Here is a 16,396-nt window from a genome sequence, read left to right on the forward strand (position 1 = left end):
ATTTTTTACTCAGTCGCAGCCTGCGACGTCGCGCTTTCAATCGTCAAACGCACATCCGGCATGATCAGTTCTGCCAGCATCTGGTAGACCTTCATCGTTTCGGCGGGTTCTGCATCTCCGGTGTCGCTGATATAGCCTTCATCACGCAAGGTTAATACCAGCGAGGTGAACACAGCTTTATCGAAGAACTCCGGTGCATTAATGCCATGCAATACCGACAAACGTTGGGCAACGGTGCGGCTTTCGCGCTCCAGTGTCCCACGGTTTATTGACGGATTAGCGCTCAGCAGCCAGAAAGTAATGGCGTAACGTTGCAGCGTTTCACGAACACCTGCCGCGAGAAGCTGCATAGTGCGTGAGCGTGCCGGGTTAATCACCACTTCTTCACCCGTAAGGGTAATAAGATCCTGGCGAACCAGTTCATTAAGCAGCGCATCCATTTCACTGGCAAGTTCAGCTTTTTCCCAACGCAGGAACAGCTCAGACTTCAGCATTGGGTAGAGCAGCTCAACCTGACGCAGAAGCTCGCTACGGGAAATGTGGCGATGCTGCGTGATAATTGCAGCCAGCAGAGAAGGCAATACCAGCATATGCAGGATGTTGTTACGGTAGTAAGTCATCAGCACTGCCTGCTCACGCGGCAGAATGATGATGTCACCAATCGTATCTTTCTCTACTTCAAACTTATTCATCTGCAACGCATGTTCGATAAGCGCTTCTGCTGGCTGATCTGGTGCGGTCGCGTCCGGTGAATACGGCACATTGCGCAGCAGGCTCAGGTAACAGTTGAGCTGTTCGGTCAGTTGTTCGCGCGTCAGTGAACGCTGGCGCGATGCCAGGAGCGCGGTACAACACAGGTTCATGGCGTTTGCCGCGCCTGCATTGTTAATACGCACCATCAGTTCGGCAGCAATTTCATTAACCGTTGGCGTTAACCATGCCGGGCGAATGGATTCAATCGGGTCGATTGAATCACGCCACTCAGGCACTCGCTGGTTGAGGAATGTCATCAACGGCATAGGTTCGCCGAAGTTAACATAGCCCTGGCCGAGGTTACGCAGCTTGCTCAGCCCACGAACCATCTGCATAAAGCTTTCTTTTTCTTTGGTCGCACCGCGCAGTTCTTTTGCGTAAGTCCCCACTTCCATTACATGCTCGTAGCCAATGTAGATCGGCACCAATGTAATCGGACGAGTACCGCCGCGCAGCATGGCCTGAATGGTCATCGACAGCGTGCCGGTTTTCGGGTCAAGCAAACGGCCGGTACGAGAACGGCCACCTTCCACAAAGTATTCAACGGAATAGCCACGGCTAAACAGCTCGCCAAGATATTCACGGAACACGGTGGAGTAGAGTTTGCTGCCCTTAAAGGTACGGCGAATAAAGAACGCGCCCAGGCGGCGGAAAATCGGGCCGGCTGGCCAGAAGTTCAGGTTGATACCCGCCGCAATGTGCGGAGGAACCAGCCCCTGGTGGTAAAGCACGTAAGACAAAAGCATGTAGTCCATGTGGCTGCGGTGGCAGGGAACATAGACAATCTCGTGGCCGTCGTGAGCCAGTTGGCGTACACGTTCTGCATTATGAACGTTAATGCCCTGGTACAGGCGGTTCCATGTCAGACCTAATACGCGGTCGGTCAAACGCACGGCTTCGTAGGAGAAGTTCGCTGCAATTTCTTCCATCAAGGCAACAGCATTCTGTTGCGCTTTTTCATGGGAGATTTTCTTACTGCGTGCTTCGTCTTCTACTGCGCGTGCAATCGCTTTTGAGGCCAGAAGTTTGTTAAACAGATCCTGGCGCACCGGCAGACGCGGGCCTACAGTCGCTAAACGCTGGCGAGCAAAGTGCATACGCGCCACGCGTGCCAGTTTTTGGGCGATTTTTTTATCTGTACCGTGATCGGTTGCCATCTGGCGCAGCGAAACAGGTGCGGAGAACCGCACAAAACTGTCGCGCCCAAGCCAGGATACCGCGAAGAATTTCTGAATGCCGTTAAGCATCTTCAGTGGCGGGTTAACTTCGCCTTTTTCGCGACCCGGAGAGCGGCCAAACATCACCGATACCGGCACCATCTGCACATCCAGATTTGGATTGCTGCGGTGCAAGTCGAGATAATCATGGAACAGCTTGATCGACTCTTCTTTTGGCGTGTAATAAGTGAACACGCGCGGGCCGCCATGGATAAAGACATAGCGCGGCAATACCGCACCGTCGATCTCTAATGGCTCGAGAGGGTCGGGCAAGTTGTGCGCGAGGCATTGCGCGCGCAGGGTTAATAAGTCCGCCTTTGAGTTATACGGCAGAACGTACATTATTGGGCGTGTGGGATCTAAGCCCAGTTCGGCCTGTGGATCTGCCGGAATGGACTTGCTCTTTACCAGAACGCCTAATGGTAAATTAAGTAATTTGTAGTAGATTCTTGGCCAGCCTGACATAAACGATGTAAAGCCTCAGGTTAATGATGCAAATTCGCCGCAAGAATATCAGAATCTCACCCAGATTTCTGTGGCGTTATAATTTTGACAAGCATTGATGCAAATAATTTGAAAAGGTTTCCTAAAATGGCGAGCAGTACCACTGGACTTACCCGTATCATCAAAGCCGCAGGCTACTCATGGAAAGGGCTCAAAGCAGCCTGGATCAATGAAGCAGCTTTCCGCCAGGAAGGCGTTTCTGCCGTTATCGCCATTGCCATCGCATGTTGGTTAGATGTCGACCCCATTACCCGCATTCTACTTATCGGCTCAGTCGTGTTGGTCATGATTGTCGAGATCCTCAACAGCGCTATCGAGGCTCTTGTCGACCGTGTTGGCACTGATTATCACGAACTTTCCGGGCGAGCCAAAGACATGGGCTCGGCCGCAGTATTAATTTCAATTATCCTCGCGGTAATTACCTGGGTCACGCTGCTTTGGTCGCATTTGCGGTGATCTTTCCAGAATAGTTAAGTGCCTGGTTTTTTGCTTAATTTGTGGTTCCAAATTGACCTTTGACTGTATATACTCACAGCATAACTGTATAAACACCCAGGGGGCGGAATGAAAGCGTTAACTACCAGGCAGCAAGAGGTGTTTGATCTTATTCGGGATCATATCAGCCAGACCGGCATGCCACCGACTCGTGCCGAGATTGCTCAACGTCTGGGGTTCCGTTCTCCGAACGCCGCTGAAGAGCATTTAAAAGCACTTGCCCGTAAAGGTGTGCTTGAAATTGTTTCTGGCGCATCCCGTGGTATCCGCCTGTTGGTGGAAGAAGTGACCGGTATTCCACTGGTTGGGCGTGTTGCTGCAGGTGAGCCACTCCTTGCACAGCAACACATCGAAGGCCATTATCAGGTCGACCCATCACTGTTTAAACCAAATGCCGACTTCTTGCTGCGCGTCAGCGGTATGTCGATGAAAGACATCGGCATTATGGATGGCGACCTGCTTGCGGTTCATAAAACCCAGGATGTGCGTAATGGCCAGGTTGTTGTCGCGCGTATCGATGATGAAGTTACCGTTAAGCGCTTAAAACAACAGGGCAACACCGTTCATCTGTTGCCAGAAAACAGTGAGTTTGAACCGATCGTGGTTGACCTACGCGAGCATAACTTCTCTATTGAAGGGCTGGCTGTTGGGGTTATCCGCAACGGCGACTGGCTGTAAAATCTCTTTAGGTGATGCGCATTTAAAGTGCGCATCACTGCCTTAATTATCTTTGATCTCCTTCAGGAGATGTCATGCAATTATTCTCCACAGCGGATCGTGCGCTTTGGCGCCTCGCTTTACCCATGATTTTCTCCAACATTACCGTTCCGCTGCTTGGCCTTGTCGATACGGCTGTTATTGGTCATCTGGATAGTCCTGTTTATCTGGGCGGTGTTGCCATTGGTGCGACAGCAACCAGCTTCCTGTTTATGTTGCTGCTGTTTTTGCGAATGAGTACCACAGGTTTAACTGCTCAGGCTTTTGGTGCCAATAATCCCTCAGCGTTAGCTCGTGCACTGGTGCAACCATTATTACTGGCACTAGGGGCAGGGGTGGCAATTGTCTTACTGCGCGATCCCCTCATTTCACTCGCTTTACAAATTGTCGGCGGCAATCAGGATGTGCTCGTACAAGCGCAACGCTTTCTTGAAATCCGCTGGCTGAGTGCGCCAGCCTCGCTTGCCAACCTCGTTTTACTGGGATGGTTGCTAGGGGTTCAATACGCACGAGCTCCGGTTATCTTGCTGGTAGTCGGCAATCTTCTGAATATCGTACTGGATGTGTGGCTGGTGATGGGGTTGCACCTTGATGTTCAAGGGGCGGCACTTGCGACTGTTACTGCTGAATACGCGACATTTTTCATCGGATTGCTGATGGTGAAGAAGGTTATGGGCTTGCGAGGTATCAGCTTTGAGATGCTCAAACAGTCCTGGCGTGGCAATGTTCGGCGCTTACTGGCGCTTAATCGGGACATCATGTTGCGCTCGTTATTACTGCAAGTGTGCTTTGCATCAGTGACCATCTTTGGTGCGCGCTTAGGCAGCGAAATTGTCGCCGTCAATGCGGTGTTAATGACTCTCCTGACGTTTACCGCTTATGCGCTTGATGGTTTTGCCTATGCTGTTGAAGCTCACTCCGGGCAAGCTTATGGTGCAAAGAATCGTGGTCAATTGCTCGAGGTTTGGGGGGCAGCTTGTCGGCAGGCGGGTTTAGTCGCGCTCATGTTTGCCGTGGTGTATGCCCTATTTGGCGAGCAAATTGTTTCTCTTCTGACGTCCATTCCCCAATTACAGCTACAGGCCGATCGTTATCTCCACTGGCAGATTGTGTTACCCGTGGTTGGTGTCTGGTGCTACTTGCTGGATGGGATGTTTATTGGCGCGACAAGAGGCGCTGAGATGCGTAATAGCATGGCGGTTGCCGCTGTTGGTTTCGGCCTAACGCTCTTCACGGTTCCGTATTTAGGCAACCATGGGTTATGGCTGTCTGTGGCGGTATTCCTTGCTCTGCGGGGGCTGGCGTTAGGTTGGATTTGGCGTCGTCACTGGCAGCAAAATAGCTGGTTTAACAATGTACAAAGTTAAGCCGTATGGTTAAAGATTCTTAGTTTTCTCCCCACCACCATATCCTTGACTACAATTATTATCACGTCCAGCAGATAGAGCGGTGTTGGCCAAATGGCAGCACATTGGACGTTGGTAATTTTTTAGCAGTTCTTCCCCCCGAACGATGAGGATATTATTATGAATAAAGACGAAATCGGCGGTAACTGGAAACAGTTTAAAGGCACAGTAAAAGAGAAATGGGGCAAACTGACTGACGATGATATGACAGTCATCGAAGGCAAACGCGATCAGCTTGTCGGTAAGATTCAAGAGCGTTATGGGTACGAAAAGGATAAGGCAGAGGAAGAAGTCGTTGATTGGGAAACTCGCAACAAATACCGTTGGTAATTAGCTTCCCTCAGATGTGTTAACTCTCAGCCCTGCCCTGGTACATGGATGTACCGTTCCATTCAACTCAAATCCAACTAATCTAACGAGATTTCTTCTTCGACTGAACTGAGTGGTCATGCCCGCAAGCATCCGGGTGGCTACAAGCTTCAACTTCTGCACACGCGCTGCATAAGCCATGCGCCTCAATAACGTTATGATGCAAAGCAAACCCTAACTGGGCCGCCAGTTGGTGCATGATATCTTCCACACCTTCCGCACTACGCTCCTTCACCGCACCACATCGATCACAAATAAACATCGCAGATGAGTGAGTTGGCTGATCGATAAGATTGCACAACACATAGCTGTTAGTGGACTCTACACGGTGTACAAAACCTTGTTCGAGCAGAAAATCGAGCGCACGATACACTGTCGGGGGTTTAGCTTGCGGTTCGCTGGCTCGCAGTAAGTCCAGCAAATCATAAGCACTGATAGCGCCTGCTTGCTGAGTCAGCAAACGCAATACTTCAAGACGTTGTGGTGTCAGGCGCACATTACGCTGCTCGCATAGTTTTTCAGCCTGCGCTAACACGTTTTGTGAAGTCGTGATGTCCATCAGTATTCCCCTGTAGATTAGCCCTACACTTTATCACAACGCGCAAAAAACGCCGAGTGGTGCGCTTAGCCACAACCTTTTGAGATGACTATCCCGGAGTTTGTTATGAATAAACCTGATTGCATTCGCCACTGGAAGGAAATAGAAGGTGACGATGATTCGACTTATCCAGACAGCGCAGAACGGTTTTCTATTGGCGCGCCACTGGCCCGCAAACTGGGTCTTAATCGCCTGGGAATTCATCATGAGCGCCTGCTACCAGGTCGCCGCACATCTTATCCTCATGCCGAAAGCAGCGAAGAAGAGTTTGCTTATGTGCTCGAAGGGCATCCACAGGTGTGGATTAATGGGCACCTTTACCCACTTGAACCTGGCGATAGCGTTGGTTTCCCTGCTGGAACAGGTATCTGCCATACCTTTATCAACAACACAGAGCATGAAGTCCGGCTGCTGATTGTGGGGGAGGCAAACAAAGCTGAGAACCGAATTTATTACCCGCTAAATCCAGGCTATGCCGCACAGCGTCAGGATCGCTGGATTGACCATCCCCCGCAATTTTTCGGCCCGCACGACGGTCAGCCTTCACGAAAACCGAACGGTAAACTATAAATAAGTTTGCATGGAAATTTTGAACTCATAATCCTGAAGGATAGAAACGGGATTCCGATGGGCGAAACAGCCCACTTTTCAGCCTTTTATTCACAGCAATAGTCCGCCTCTGTTCAGTCATAACTGGCAGGGGCAGTTATTACATCTGATCAACAGACGGACGTGTGGTGAATGAAAAAAATGAAAACTTTGGCGGCGTTTAGCGCCGCATCTTTATTTATGGCAAATCACGCTTATGCGGCAGGCACATGGTCTGAAGCACGAAGTGATGCAATGGGTGGTACTGGTGTCGCTTCTGCGAGCTACGGAAGTGGGGTGCTTACGAATCCCGCGTTGCTAGCTAAGGCTAAGCAGGACGACACAGTGACGGTTATTCTACCGTCTGTGAGTGCGCAAATTACGGATAAAGATAATCTGCAGGATCAGATTGATGACATTAGCGATAAGGTTGATCAATACAAAAACGTTATCGACGATCTCACCCTGCAGGATATCCTTTTGAATCCAAATGGTTCGCTCAACCAGTTTCAGGGTGCTGCGGGCGATCTGGCTGGAGAGCTGAATGATCTGAAAGGTAAAACGGCAAACGCGAAGGCGGGGGCCAGTATCGCAGTCAGTATTCCAAACGACGTGCTTTCAGTGGCTTTTGTCGCAAAAGCCTATGCACGTGCGCATGTTAGTTCTTCCATTGATCAGCAAGATATCGATTATCTCAATAGCATCGCAGGTTCTCGGGCAGTGGCTGGGGGCGTTGCATTAGATGCCGCTATTAATGGCTCCGATGTTATTACCAGCAATCTGAATTCTACTGCTTCTGGCCGTGCGGCTATTGTCTCTGACTATGGTGTGGCGCTTGCGAAGGAGTTTGATCTCGGTGGAGTGCCGGTTTCTTTTGGCGTCACACCGAAGTTGCAAAAAACCTGGCTCTATAACTACACCACCTCGATTTATAACTACGACAGCAGTGACTGGAATAGCAGCCGCTATCGTAATGATGACACTGGTTTCAACGTGGATGCCGGCCTGGCGGCCGATTTCGGCGAAAACTGGACGGTTGGTCTGAGCGGTCAGAACCTGATTTCGCGTGACATTGATACCAAAGATATTCTGATCACCAATGGCAGAACCGGTGAGACAACTAACTACAAAGACACGTACCAGATTCGTCCATTGGTGACGGCTGGTGTAGCCTGGCATAACGATCTCATCACCCTCAGCGCCGATGGCGACCTCACCGAAACCAAAGGCTTCAAAAGCGAAGAAGACTCGCAGTACGTTGGCGTCGGTGCTGAAATTACGCCGTTGCCATGGCTTGCCGTGCGAGCGGGTTATCGTGCTGACGTCAAATCAAACGACAGCAACGTCTTTACCGGCGGTATTGGTTTTGCACCATTTAATCGTGTGCATGTTGATTTAATGGGGCTGTACGGCGAAGACCAGACATGGGGGGCCGGAGCGCAGCTTAGCGTGACCTTCTAATAAAAATAGCCGTCGGGACGAGCGGGTGTCCCGACGCTGCTTTATGCTATAGTAGCGACCCTTTTTTAACCGTAGCCCGTAAACGCCCACAGCCTATGTCCTCACAAACCAACCAGACTCCTTTCCAGCCACATCGTTTTTCCATTGCGCCGATGCTTGACTGGACCGATCGCCACTGCCGCTACTTCTTGCGTCAGTTATCAAGCCAGACACTGCTGTACACCGAAATGGTGACAACCGGTGCGATTATTCATGGCAAAGGGGACTATCTGGCGTACAGCGAAGACGAGCATCCTATCGCGCTGCAATTAGGCGGTAGCGATCCGGCTGCATTGGCTATTTGCGCGAAACTGGCGCAAGAGCGTGGCTACGACGAAATTAACCTGAATGTCGGCTGTCCATCTGACCGTGTACAAAACGGCATGTTTGGCGCGTGTCTTATGGCTGATGCGCAGCGCGTTGCGGATTGTATTAAAGCGATGCGTGATGTGGTTTCTATTCCGGTTACCGTCAAAACCCGTATCGGCATTGATGACCAGGATAGCTACGAATTCCTGTGTGATTTTATTGGCACGGTAGCCGGGAAGGGTGAATGCGAGATGTTTATCATCCATGCCCGTAAAGCCTGGCTTTCTGGTTTAAGCCCAAAAGAAAACCGCGAAATTCCACCGCTGGATTACCCTCGTGTCTATCAGTTAAAGCGTGATTTCCCGCATCTGACAATGGCGATTAACGGTGGGATTAAAACGCTGGAAGAAGCTAAAACGCATCTGGAACATATGGATGGCGTCATGGTCGGGCGCGAAGCCTACCAGAACCCAGGTTTACTGACGGCAGTTGATCGGGAGATTTTTGGCCTTGATACGCAGGAAGTCGACACCGTTGCAGCGGTGCGTGCGATGTATCCGTACATTGAACGCGAACTGGCGAATGGCACTTATTTAGGCCACGTTACACGCCATATGTTAGGCCTGTTCCAGGGGATCCCAGGTGCGCGCCAGTGGCGTCGTTACCTGAGTGAAAACGCCCATAAAGCCGGTGCAGGAATCGACGTTGTGGAACATGCGTTGTCATTGGTTGCCGACAAACGCTAGGTTTTGTTTGTAATAACCCATCTAATTGCTCAGGTATTGCGGAGTTGATCACAACCTCGCATCTTTCTGGCTAAGTTTGCGGGTCGCGGGATATCAATTATTTACCAAATCTGACAATATTACCGGGTTGCAAAAAAACGAATTCATCGCGCTGTACCCTACATACAGAGCGAACAAAAAAAGAATGGGCTTCCCTTGGGAGGCCCAAATTCTTTTATGGAATCAGTAAACTAGAGCCTTGAGTACTGCGGCTCTCCAGTGTTGTATGAGCCAGCGCTGCATCGCTCAAAGCAAACTTCTGGTTTTCAGCTACATCCACTTTAATCACGCCGCTGGCAATCAACGAGAACAGCTCGTTGCTCGCTTCCTCCAGCTCCTCACGCGTGGTCACGTAACCATTTAGTGACGGACGAGTAACATACAGTGAGCCTTTCTGGTTCAAAATCCCCAGATTCACACCCGTCACCGGGCCTGAAGAGTTACCAAAACTCACCATCAGCCCCTGGCGCTGTAAGCAATCGAGCGAAGCCTCCCAGGTATCTTTCCCTACAGAGTCATAAACTACGGCCACTTTTTTGCCGCCAGTAATCTCTTTCACTCGGTCGACAAGGTTTTCTTCGCGGTAATTAATGGTCTGCCAGGCTCCAGCCTTTTTGGCGCGATCCGCCTTTTGTGCTGACCCAACGGTACCAATCAGTTTTGCGCCTAGTGCTTTGGCCCACTGGCAGGCAATTAGCCCCACGCCACCGGCAGCAGCATGGAATAAGAAAACTTCATTAGCTTTGATATCGTAGGTTTTACGCAGCAGATAATAAACCGTCAGCCCTTTGAGGAACGACGCGGCAGCTTGCTCAAAAGAGATAGCGTCAGGAAGTTTTGCGGCTTTATCGGCAGGCACATTGTGAACACTGCTGTAAGCGCCAAGCCCGGACTGTGCGTAGACCACTCGATCGCCAACTTTAATATGTGTTACCGCGCTGCCAATTTTACTGACTACTCCCGCAGCCTCAGTACCGAGGCCACTTGGCAGCATCGGTGGTGGGTATAAACCACTGCGAATATAGGTGTCGATGTAGTTGATACCAATCGCTTTGTTCTCAACCTGGACTTCGTTTTCTGCGGGAGCGGTTGGGGTGAATTCAACAACTTTTAAGACTTCTGGTCCGCCGTGCTGACCAAATTCAATGCGTGTTGCCATGAGAACTCCTTCTGTTTCCTCGGAGGGAGATAGAGTAAACTCTCGTCTCTCTTATCTGATTTTGGTAACTCCCTCACTATGGCAGGAAATAAACCCTTCAACAAACCGAAAGAACCCCGCGATCGTCAGATGGAAGGGCTGAAAATGCCGCCACATTCTCTGGAAGCGGAGCAGTCGGTGTTGGGCGGTTTAATGCTGGACAACGAACGCTGGGATAACGTTTCCGAGCGCGTCGTGGCTAACGATTTTTTCAGCCGTCCACACCGCATGATCTTCACCGAAATGCAGCGTTTGCTCGAAATGAGCAAGCCAATCGACCTGATCACGCTTTCTGAATCTCTGGAACTTCAGGGCAATCTGGAAAGTGTCGGTGGTTTCGCCTATCTGGCCGAATTATCAAAAAATACGCCAAGTGCTGCGAACATCAGTGCCTATGCTGATATTGTGCGCGAACGTGCCGTAGTGCGTGAAATGATTTCCGTCGCGAATGAAATCGCGGATGCTGGTTACGATCCTCAAGGGCGCACCAGCGAAGACTTGCTCGACCTCGCCGAGTCCCGCGTGTTCCAGATTGCTGAGAGCCGTGCGAATAAAGACGAAGGCCCGAAAAGTATCGACCAAATCCTTGAAGCGACAGTCTCGCGTATCGAAACGCTTTACCAGACGCCACACGATGGCGTAACGGGCGTCGACACCGGCTACCAGGACTTGAACAAGAAAACGGCTGGTCTGCAAAAATCGGATCTGATCATCGTGGCGGCGCGTCCGTCGATGGGTAAAACCACCTTTGCGATGAACTTGTGCGAAAACGCCGCGATGTTGCAGGAAAAACCGGTGCTGATTTTCAGCCTCGAGATGCCAGGCGAGCAGATCATGATGCGTATGCTGGCGTCGCTGTCACGCGTCGACCAGACTAAAATCCGTACCGGCCAGCTTGATGACGAAGACTGGGCGCGCATTTCCAGCACCATGGGCATCTTGCTTGAAAAACGCAACATGTACATTGATGACTCATCCGGCCTTACGCCAACGGAAGTGCGTTCGCGTGCGCGCCGTATCTACCGTGAGCATGGCGGCCTCAGCCTGATAATGATCGACTACCTGCAATTGATGCGCGTACCGTCACTATCGGACAACCGTACCCTGGAAATCGCCGAGATTTCGCGCTCGCTAAAAGCGCTGGCAAAAGAGCTGCAGGTGCCGGTAGTTGCGCTTTCGCAGCTTAACCGCTCCCTGGAACAACGTGCAGATAAACGCCCGGTTAACTCGGATTTGCGTGAATCAGGCTCCATCGAGCAGGATGCCGACTTAATCATGTTCATCTATCGTGACGAAGTTTATAACGACAACAGTGACGAGAAAGGCATCGCGCAAATCATCCTCGGTAAGCAGCGTAACGGCCCAATCGGCACCGTGCGCCTGACGTTTAACGGGCAATTCTCACGTTTCGATAATTACGCTGGCCCGCAATACGACGAAGACTAAATCCTCGTTATCCTTCACGCTGCAAGTGCGTTGGCTGCACTCGCTTACCCCAATCGCTTACTTGTGTAAGCTCATGGGGATTCACGAGTTTGCCGCCTTCTTGCAGCCCGAATGATTTAGAGGATTTGTGGTGTCCCCATATTTAATTTTTAGCAAGGATCGAACATGCAAGCGGCAACCGTAAAAATTAACCGCCGCGCTCTGCGACACAACCTGCAACGCCTGCGCGAACTGGCTCCTGCCAGCCGTATGGTGGCGGTTGTGAAAGCAAACGCATATGGGCATGGTCTGCTCGAGACGGCCCAAACACTGACTGATGCCGATGCCTTCGGTGTTGCCCGTCTTGAGGAAGGTGTTCGCTTACGTGCCGGGGGCATCACTCAGCCTATTTTACTGCTGGAAGGCTTTTTTAACGCTTGCGACCTCCCGACTATTGCCGAACAGAATTTCCAGACAGCCGTCCACTGCATCGAACAGCTTGAAGCGCTGGAACAAGCCGAGTTAAGCCATCCGGTAACGGTTTGGATGAAACTGGATACCGGCATGCACCGTTTAGGTATCTTGCCTGAAGAGGCGGAGGCGTTTTATCAGCGTCTTTGCCGCTGTAAAAATGTCAGCCAGCCGGTGAATATCGTCAGCCATTTTGCTCGCGCTGACGAGCCGGAATCTGATGCCACGCTGCGCCAGCTCGATACTTTCAATTCGTTTACTGCGGGCAAGCCTGGTCAGCGCTCTATTGGTGCATCCGGCGGCATCTTGCTATGGCCGGACTCGCATATGGATTGGGTTCGCCCAGGCATTATCTTGTATGGCGTTTCTCCGTTAGAGCAACACTCGTGCGGCACAGATTTTGGTTGTCAGCCGGTGATGTCACTGACTTCCAGCCTGATTGCAGTGCGTGCGCATAAAGCGGGTGAAGCGGTCGGTTACGGCGGCACCTGGATTGCCGAACGTGATACTCGCCTGGGGGTAGTTGCTATTGGTTATGGTGATGGCTACCCACGTGCTGCGCCTTCTGGTACCCCTGTGCTGGTGAATGGCCGTGAAGTACCAATTGTCGGACGCGTTGCTATGGACATGATTTGTGTCGATCTTGGCCCGCAGTCAGCAGACAAAGTGGGTGATGGCGTGGTGATGTGGGGCGATAGTCTGCCGGTTGAACGTATTGCTGAAATCACAAAAGTGAGTGCTTACGAACTTATCACTCGCCTGACTTCAAGGGTTGTGATGGAATATCTGGATTAATTTTCTTGTCTTCCTCCTCACACTCGGGGAGAGATCTCTTATACATAACTCGCCCCGGCAATTTTGTCAGGGTGAGATCTTTAAGCCTCGTTGATTTTCCGTTCACCTGTGCATTCAGTTATCTCTTTCATTCCTGGACACGGTGAACGTATCAAGGAGATTACGCCATCTCCTTGATAATCCAGGCGCCCGGTCATTAAATTGCCGCTGCGCGGTAAACCCCAGCTTATCCCCAACATCAGGGTCGTTCGCGACTCGTTCCCGACGATCGCTCTCTTTCGCTGCTCCCGACAGCTCAAGCCTGACTTATGGGGAACACTGGGGCAATTTATACCGGGAACAATCTCCCGACTCACATATATGTGACTAAGAGACAGCCCTCAGGGAGAGGGATGTTTCTAAGCACAAACCTCTCGATCTCTCCCCAACTTCCGGTTTACATTGGTTGTTCGCAACACTGTAAACCAGGAGAACCTCACCGTGTTTCAAAAAGTTGACGCCTATGCTGGCGACCCAATCCTTTCCTTGATGGAACGTTTCAAAGTTGATCCGCGCAGTGACAAGGTAAACCTCAGCATTGGTCTCTATTACGACGAAAATGGGGTTATCCCGCAGTTACAGGCCGTTGCTCAAGCTGAAGAACGCCTGAATGCTACGCCGCATGGCGCATCGATTTACCTGCCGATGGAAGGCCTGAACAGCTACCGTAGCGCGATAGCTCCGCTGCTGTTTGGCGCAAACCATCCGGCGTTACTTGAAGGGCGTATCGCCACTATTCAAACACTTGGCGGTTCTGGTGCTCTGAAAGTAGGCGCGGACTTCCTGAAAACCTATTTCCCAAATTCGCAGGTGTGGGTCAGCGATCCTACCTGGGAAAACCACGTCGCTATCTTTGGCGGCGCGGGTTTTGAAGTGAATACCTACCCGTGGTTCGATACCGAAACCAACGGCGTGCGCTTCGAAGCGCTGCTGGAAACCCTGCAAACGCTGCCTGCGCAAAGTATCGTACTGTTGCATCCGTGCTGTCATAACCCGACAGGTTCTGATCTGACGGATGCGCAATGGGATGTGGTGGTTGAAATTCTCAAGGCGCGCGAGCTGATTCCATTCCTTGACATTGCCTACCAGGGCTTTGGTGCGGGCATGGAAGAAGATGCTTATGCGATTCGCGCGATTGCCAGCGCCGGGCTGCCAGCGTTGGTCAGTAACTCATTCTCGAAGATTTTCTCTATGTATGGCGAGCGCGTGGGCGGCCTGTCTGTCGTTTGTGAAGATGCCGATGCCGCAGGCCGCGTATTAGGCCAGTTGAAAGCAACCGTGCGCCGTAACTACTCCAGCCCGCCAAACTTTGGGGCGCAAGTGGTATCGGCCGTGCTCAATGACGAGCAGCTGAAAGCCAACTGGCTGGAAGAAGTTGAAACCATGCGTCGCCGTATTCTTGATATGCGCCAGGCATTGGTTTCTGTGCTGAAAGCCGAAATGCCGGAGCGTAACTTTGACTATCTGCTGCAACAACGTGGCATGTTCAGCTATACCGGTCTGAGCTCAGAACAGGTTGACCGTCTGCGTGATGAGTTTGGGGTGTATCTGATCGCCAGCGGGCGCATGTGTGTCGCAGGACTTAACAGCAATAACGTACAGCGTGTAGCACAGGCTTTTGCAGCTGTAATGTAAGTACTCACTTACTTTTCATCTTAAAAAGGCGATGTGTGATCATCGCCTTTTTCTATGATAAATCTTGAAAAATTCCTTCCTATGGCGCTTTCGCATCGGTATGGTCGAATTGATTTTTGACCATCTGTTCTGCTTTATCACCCTCACTAATCATAATTAAAGGGAAAATGATGCGTAAGCTAACTATGGCATTAAGTGCCGTTTGTTTGTTATTGGGATTGAACCAGTCTGTTGTTGCTAAGGAATCTGCACCCGTACCACTCAACCCTGGCGTAACCGTCGCGCAACTGGCGCAGCAAGTTCCGATTCACTGGGTTTCTGTCGCACAAATCGAAAACAGCCTGCTGGGCCGCGCGCCGATGGCGGTGGGTTTCGATATCGACGACACGGTTCTGTTCTCAAGCCCTGGCTTCTATCGCGGGCAAAAAGAGTTTTCTCCAGGCAAACAGGATTACCTGAAAAATCCTGAGTTCTGGGAAAAAATGAATAATGGCTGGGATGATTTCAGCATGCCGAAAGAGGTTGCCCGGAATCTGATCGCGATGCACCTCAAGCGTGGCGACAGCATTTACTTCGTCACCGGCCGCAGTCCGACTAAAACAGAAACTGTGACTCAGACGCTGCAGAAAGATTTTCTAATCCCACAGGCAAGCGTGAATCCGGTTATTTTCGCGGGCGACCAGCCAGGCCAAAATACCAAGACACAATGGCTGAAAGATAAGAAAATCAAAGTGTTCTACGGTGACTCAGACGGCGATATTACTGCTGCGCAGGACGTAGGTGCGAGGGGTATTCGCCTGCTACGTGCTTCAAACTCCAGCTATCAGCCATTGCCAAAAGCAGGGACATTTGGCGAAGAGGTTATCGTTAACTCCGAATACTAATTTTACCCGTCATACTTCAAGCCGCAGGTGCGTTGGGTTCACTCACTCACCCCAGTCACTTACTTTAGTAAGCTCCTGGGGATGAGTTCACTTGCCGCGTTACTCGGCAAAGCCTCGCCTCTGTCGAGGTCAGCGCAAGCGCTGCTCAAAAGGCTAAAGCCTTTTGTCCTTCAGCTCGAATTATCTAGGGTAGAATCGGTTTTAATGACGCTATACCAATCCCGCTGCCGTTTTTTTCATCAAAATTTCCCCGTTGAGTTTTACCTTTTGGCGAGTTGCTCGCACACTTAGAGATGCCTGCGCCTTAAACTGGCCAGCACATCGTTTTCACGGGAGTCTCTCAAGGGGAATAAAATGACCAATTCGGAGCTATTGCAGTACTGCATGAACAAACCCGGAGCGGAACAAACGGTTCATAGCGACTGGAAGGCCACACAAATAAAAGTGGCGGATGTGATGTATGCGATGGTGCATGATGTGGAAGCACGCCCGGCAGTGTCGTTAAAGGCAAGCCCGGCACTTGCCGACTTGTTACGTGAACAACATAGTGATGTGCATCCTAGCGCGCATTTGAACAAAGCGCACTGGAGCACGCTTTACCTGGACGGCACACTTCCGGATTCGCAGATTTACTATCTGGTTGATGCCTCTTATCAGCAGGCATTATCGCTGCTGCCTCAGCAAACCAGGCAGCAGCTTTCTGACTGA

The 16,396-nt window shown here is 51.0% G+C and carries 15 protein-coding genes; 12 read left to right on the top strand and 3 right to left on the bottom strand.

Translation table 11 applies throughout. From position 1 onward, the window contains the following. Positions 1–5: 5 nt before the first annotated feature. Positions 6–2,435 carry a glycerol-3-phosphate 1-O-acyltransferase PlsB gene (gene plsB / locus M977_RS12315; protein ID WP_064515367.1) on the bottom strand — a complete coding sequence of 810 codons (2,430 nt, stop codon included), beginning with the start codon at positions 2,433–2,435 and terminating at the stop codon, positions 6–8. 126 nt (positions 2,436–2,561) lie between these two features. Between plsB and M977_RS12320 the strand changes: the two genes are divergently transcribed. The 4 genes from M977_RS12320 to M977_RS12335 all read left to right on the top strand — a co-directional run bounded on the left by M977_RS12320 (position 2,562) and on the right by M977_RS12335 (position 5,422). Further along, positions 2,562–2,930, top strand: a complete 369-nt coding sequence (locus M977_RS12320; protein WP_064515369.1) for a diacylglycerol kinase — start codon at positions 2,562–2,564, stop codon at positions 2,928–2,930. Positions 2,931–3,038: 108 nt separating this feature from the next. Further along, a complete protein-coding gene (gene lexA, locus M977_RS12325; RefSeq protein ID WP_064515371.1) occupies positions 3,039–3,647 on the top strand; it encodes a transcriptional repressor LexA in 609 nt (202 codons plus the stop codon). A gap of 74 nt (positions 3,648–3,721) precedes the next feature. Next, positions 3,722–5,053, top strand: coding sequence for an MATE family efflux transporter DinF (gene dinF, locus M977_RS12330; RefSeq protein ID WP_064515373.1), 1,332 nt, complete (start codon positions 3,722–3,724; stop codon positions 5,051–5,053). Positions 5,054–5,212: 159 nt separating this feature from the next. Then, the gene (locus M977_RS12335) at positions 5,213–5,422 is read left to right on the top strand and encodes a CsbD family protein (RefSeq protein WP_034492637.1); all 210 of its coding nucleotides are present in this window, start codon (positions 5,213–5,215) and stop codon (positions 5,420–5,422) included. Positions 5,423–5,504: 82 nt separating this feature from the next. On the opposite strand, the gene zur is transcribed toward M977_RS12335, so the two are convergent. Further along, positions 5,505–6,020 (bottom strand): zinc uptake transcriptional repressor Zur, encoded by a 516-nt coding sequence (gene zur, locus M977_RS12340; RefSeq protein WP_064515375.1) that lies wholly within the window; start codon positions 6,018–6,020, stop codon positions 5,505–5,507. Positions 6,021–6,125: 105 nt separating this feature from the next. Here zur and M977_RS12345 point away from each other — a divergent pair, with 105 nt between their 5' ends. The 3 genes from M977_RS12345 to dusA all read left to right on the top strand — a co-directional run bounded on the left by M977_RS12345 (position 6,126) and on the right by dusA (position 9,202). Continuing rightward, positions 6,126–6,629, top strand: coding sequence for a cupin domain-containing protein (locus tag M977_RS12345; protein ID WP_064515376.1), 504 nt, complete (start codon positions 6,126–6,128; stop codon positions 6,627–6,629). Positions 6,630–6,800: 171 nt separating this feature from the next. Next, on the top strand, positions 6,801–8,108 hold the full coding sequence (locus tag M977_RS12350; RefSeq protein ID WP_064515378.1) for a conjugal transfer protein TraF: 1,308 nt from the start codon (positions 6,801–6,803) through the stop codon (positions 8,106–8,108). Positions 8,109–8,203: 95 nt separating this feature from the next. Continuing rightward, complete coding sequence (dusA, locus tag M977_RS12355; protein ID WP_064515380.1) at positions 8,204–9,202, top strand: tRNA dihydrouridine(20/20a) synthase DusA; 999 nt, start codon at positions 8,204–8,206, stop codon at positions 9,200–9,202. Positions 9,203–9,416: 214 nt separating this feature from the next. Here dusA and M977_RS12360 read toward each other — a convergent pair whose 3' ends face one another. Further along, on the bottom strand, positions 9,417–10,400 hold the full coding sequence (locus tag M977_RS12360) for a quinone oxidoreductase (RefSeq protein ID WP_064515382.1): 984 nt from the start codon (positions 10,398–10,400) through the stop codon (positions 9,417–9,419). 78 nt (positions 10,401–10,478) lie between these two features. On the opposite strand from M977_RS12360, the gene dnaB reads away from it, so the two are divergent. The 5 genes from dnaB to M977_RS12385 all read left to right on the top strand — a co-directional run bounded on the left by dnaB (position 10,479) and on the right by M977_RS12385 (position 16,396). Continuing rightward, on the top strand, positions 10,479–11,885 hold the full coding sequence (gene dnaB, locus M977_RS12365; protein WP_034492420.1) for a replicative DNA helicase: 1,407 nt from the start codon (positions 10,479–10,481) through the stop codon (positions 11,883–11,885). Between the two features lie 165 nt (positions 11,886–12,050). Further along, a complete protein-coding gene (gene alr / locus M977_RS12370; protein ID WP_064515384.1) occupies positions 12,051–13,130 on the top strand; it encodes an alanine racemase in 1,080 nt (359 codons plus the stop codon). A 480-nt stretch (positions 13,131–13,610) separates the two neighbouring features. Next, complete coding sequence (gene tyrB / locus M977_RS12375) at positions 13,611–14,804, top strand: aromatic amino acid transaminase (protein WP_064515386.1); 1,194 nt, start codon at positions 13,611–13,613, stop codon at positions 14,802–14,804. 170 nt (positions 14,805–14,974) lie between these two features. Further along, complete coding sequence (gene aphA / locus M977_RS12380; RefSeq protein ID WP_064515388.1) at positions 14,975–15,688, top strand: acid phosphatase AphA; 714 nt, start codon at positions 14,975–14,977, stop codon at positions 15,686–15,688. A 354-nt stretch (positions 15,689–16,042) separates the two neighbouring features. Next, a complete protein-coding gene (locus M977_RS12385; protein ID WP_064515391.1) occupies positions 16,043–16,396 on the top strand; it encodes an MmcQ/YjbR family DNA-binding protein in 354 nt (117 codons plus the stop codon).

It is taken from the genome of Buttiauxella gaviniae ATCC 51604 (genome assembly GCF_001654835.1).
In the GTDB taxonomy this organism is placed as follows: domain Bacteria; phylum Pseudomonadota; class Gammaproteobacteria; order Enterobacterales; family Enterobacteriaceae; genus Buttiauxella; species Buttiauxella gaviniae.

Bases quoted from the DNA above. Each gene is read 5' to 3' on its own strand.
- M977_RS12345 (WP_064515376.1), top strand. From the start codon at position 6,126: ATGAATAAACCTGATTGCATTCGCCACTGGAAGGAAATAGAAGGTGAC.
- M977_RS12335 (WP_034492637.1), top strand. From the start codon at position 5,213: ATGAATAAAGACGAAATCGGCGGTAACTGGAAACAGTTTAAAGGCACA.
- alr (WP_064515384.1), top strand. From the start codon at position 12,051: ATGCAAGCGGCAACCGTAAAAATTAACCGCCGCGCTCTGCGACACAAC.
- M977_RS12320 (WP_064515369.1), top strand. From the start codon at position 2,562: ATGGCGAGCAGTACCACTGGACTTACCCGTATCATCAAAGCCGCAGGC.
- aphA (WP_064515388.1), top strand. From the start codon at position 14,975: ATGCGTAAGCTAACTATGGCATTAAGTGCCGTTTGTTTGTTATTGGGA.
- dusA (WP_064515380.1), top strand. From the start codon at position 8,204: ATGTCCTCACAAACCAACCAGACTCCTTTCCAGCCACATCGTTTTTCC.
- M977_RS12360 (WP_064515382.1), bottom strand. From the start codon at position 10,400: ATGGCAACACGCATTGAATTTGGTCAGCACGGCGGACCAGAAGTCTTA.
- M977_RS12385 (WP_064515391.1), top strand. From the start codon at position 16,043: ATGACCAATTCGGAGCTATTGCAGTACTGCATGAACAAACCCGGAGCG.
- zur (WP_064515375.1), bottom strand. From the start codon at position 6,020: ATGGACATCACGACTTCACAAAACGTGTTAGCGCAGGCTGAAAAACTA.
- dinF (WP_064515373.1), top strand. From the start codon at position 3,722: ATGCAATTATTCTCCACAGCGGATCGTGCGCTTTGGCGCCTCGCTTTA.
- dnaB (WP_034492420.1), top strand. From the start codon at position 10,479: ATGGCAGGAAATAAACCCTTCAACAAACCGAAAGAACCCCGCGATCGT.
- M977_RS12350 (WP_064515378.1), top strand. From the start codon at position 6,801: ATGAAAAAAATGAAAACTTTGGCGGCGTTTAGCGCCGCATCTTTATTT.
- lexA (WP_064515371.1), top strand. From the start codon at position 3,039: ATGAAAGCGTTAACTACCAGGCAGCAAGAGGTGTTTGATCTTATTCGG.
- plsB (WP_064515367.1), bottom strand. From the start codon at position 2,435: ATGTCAGGCTGGCCAAGAATCTACTACAAATTACTTAATTTACCATTA.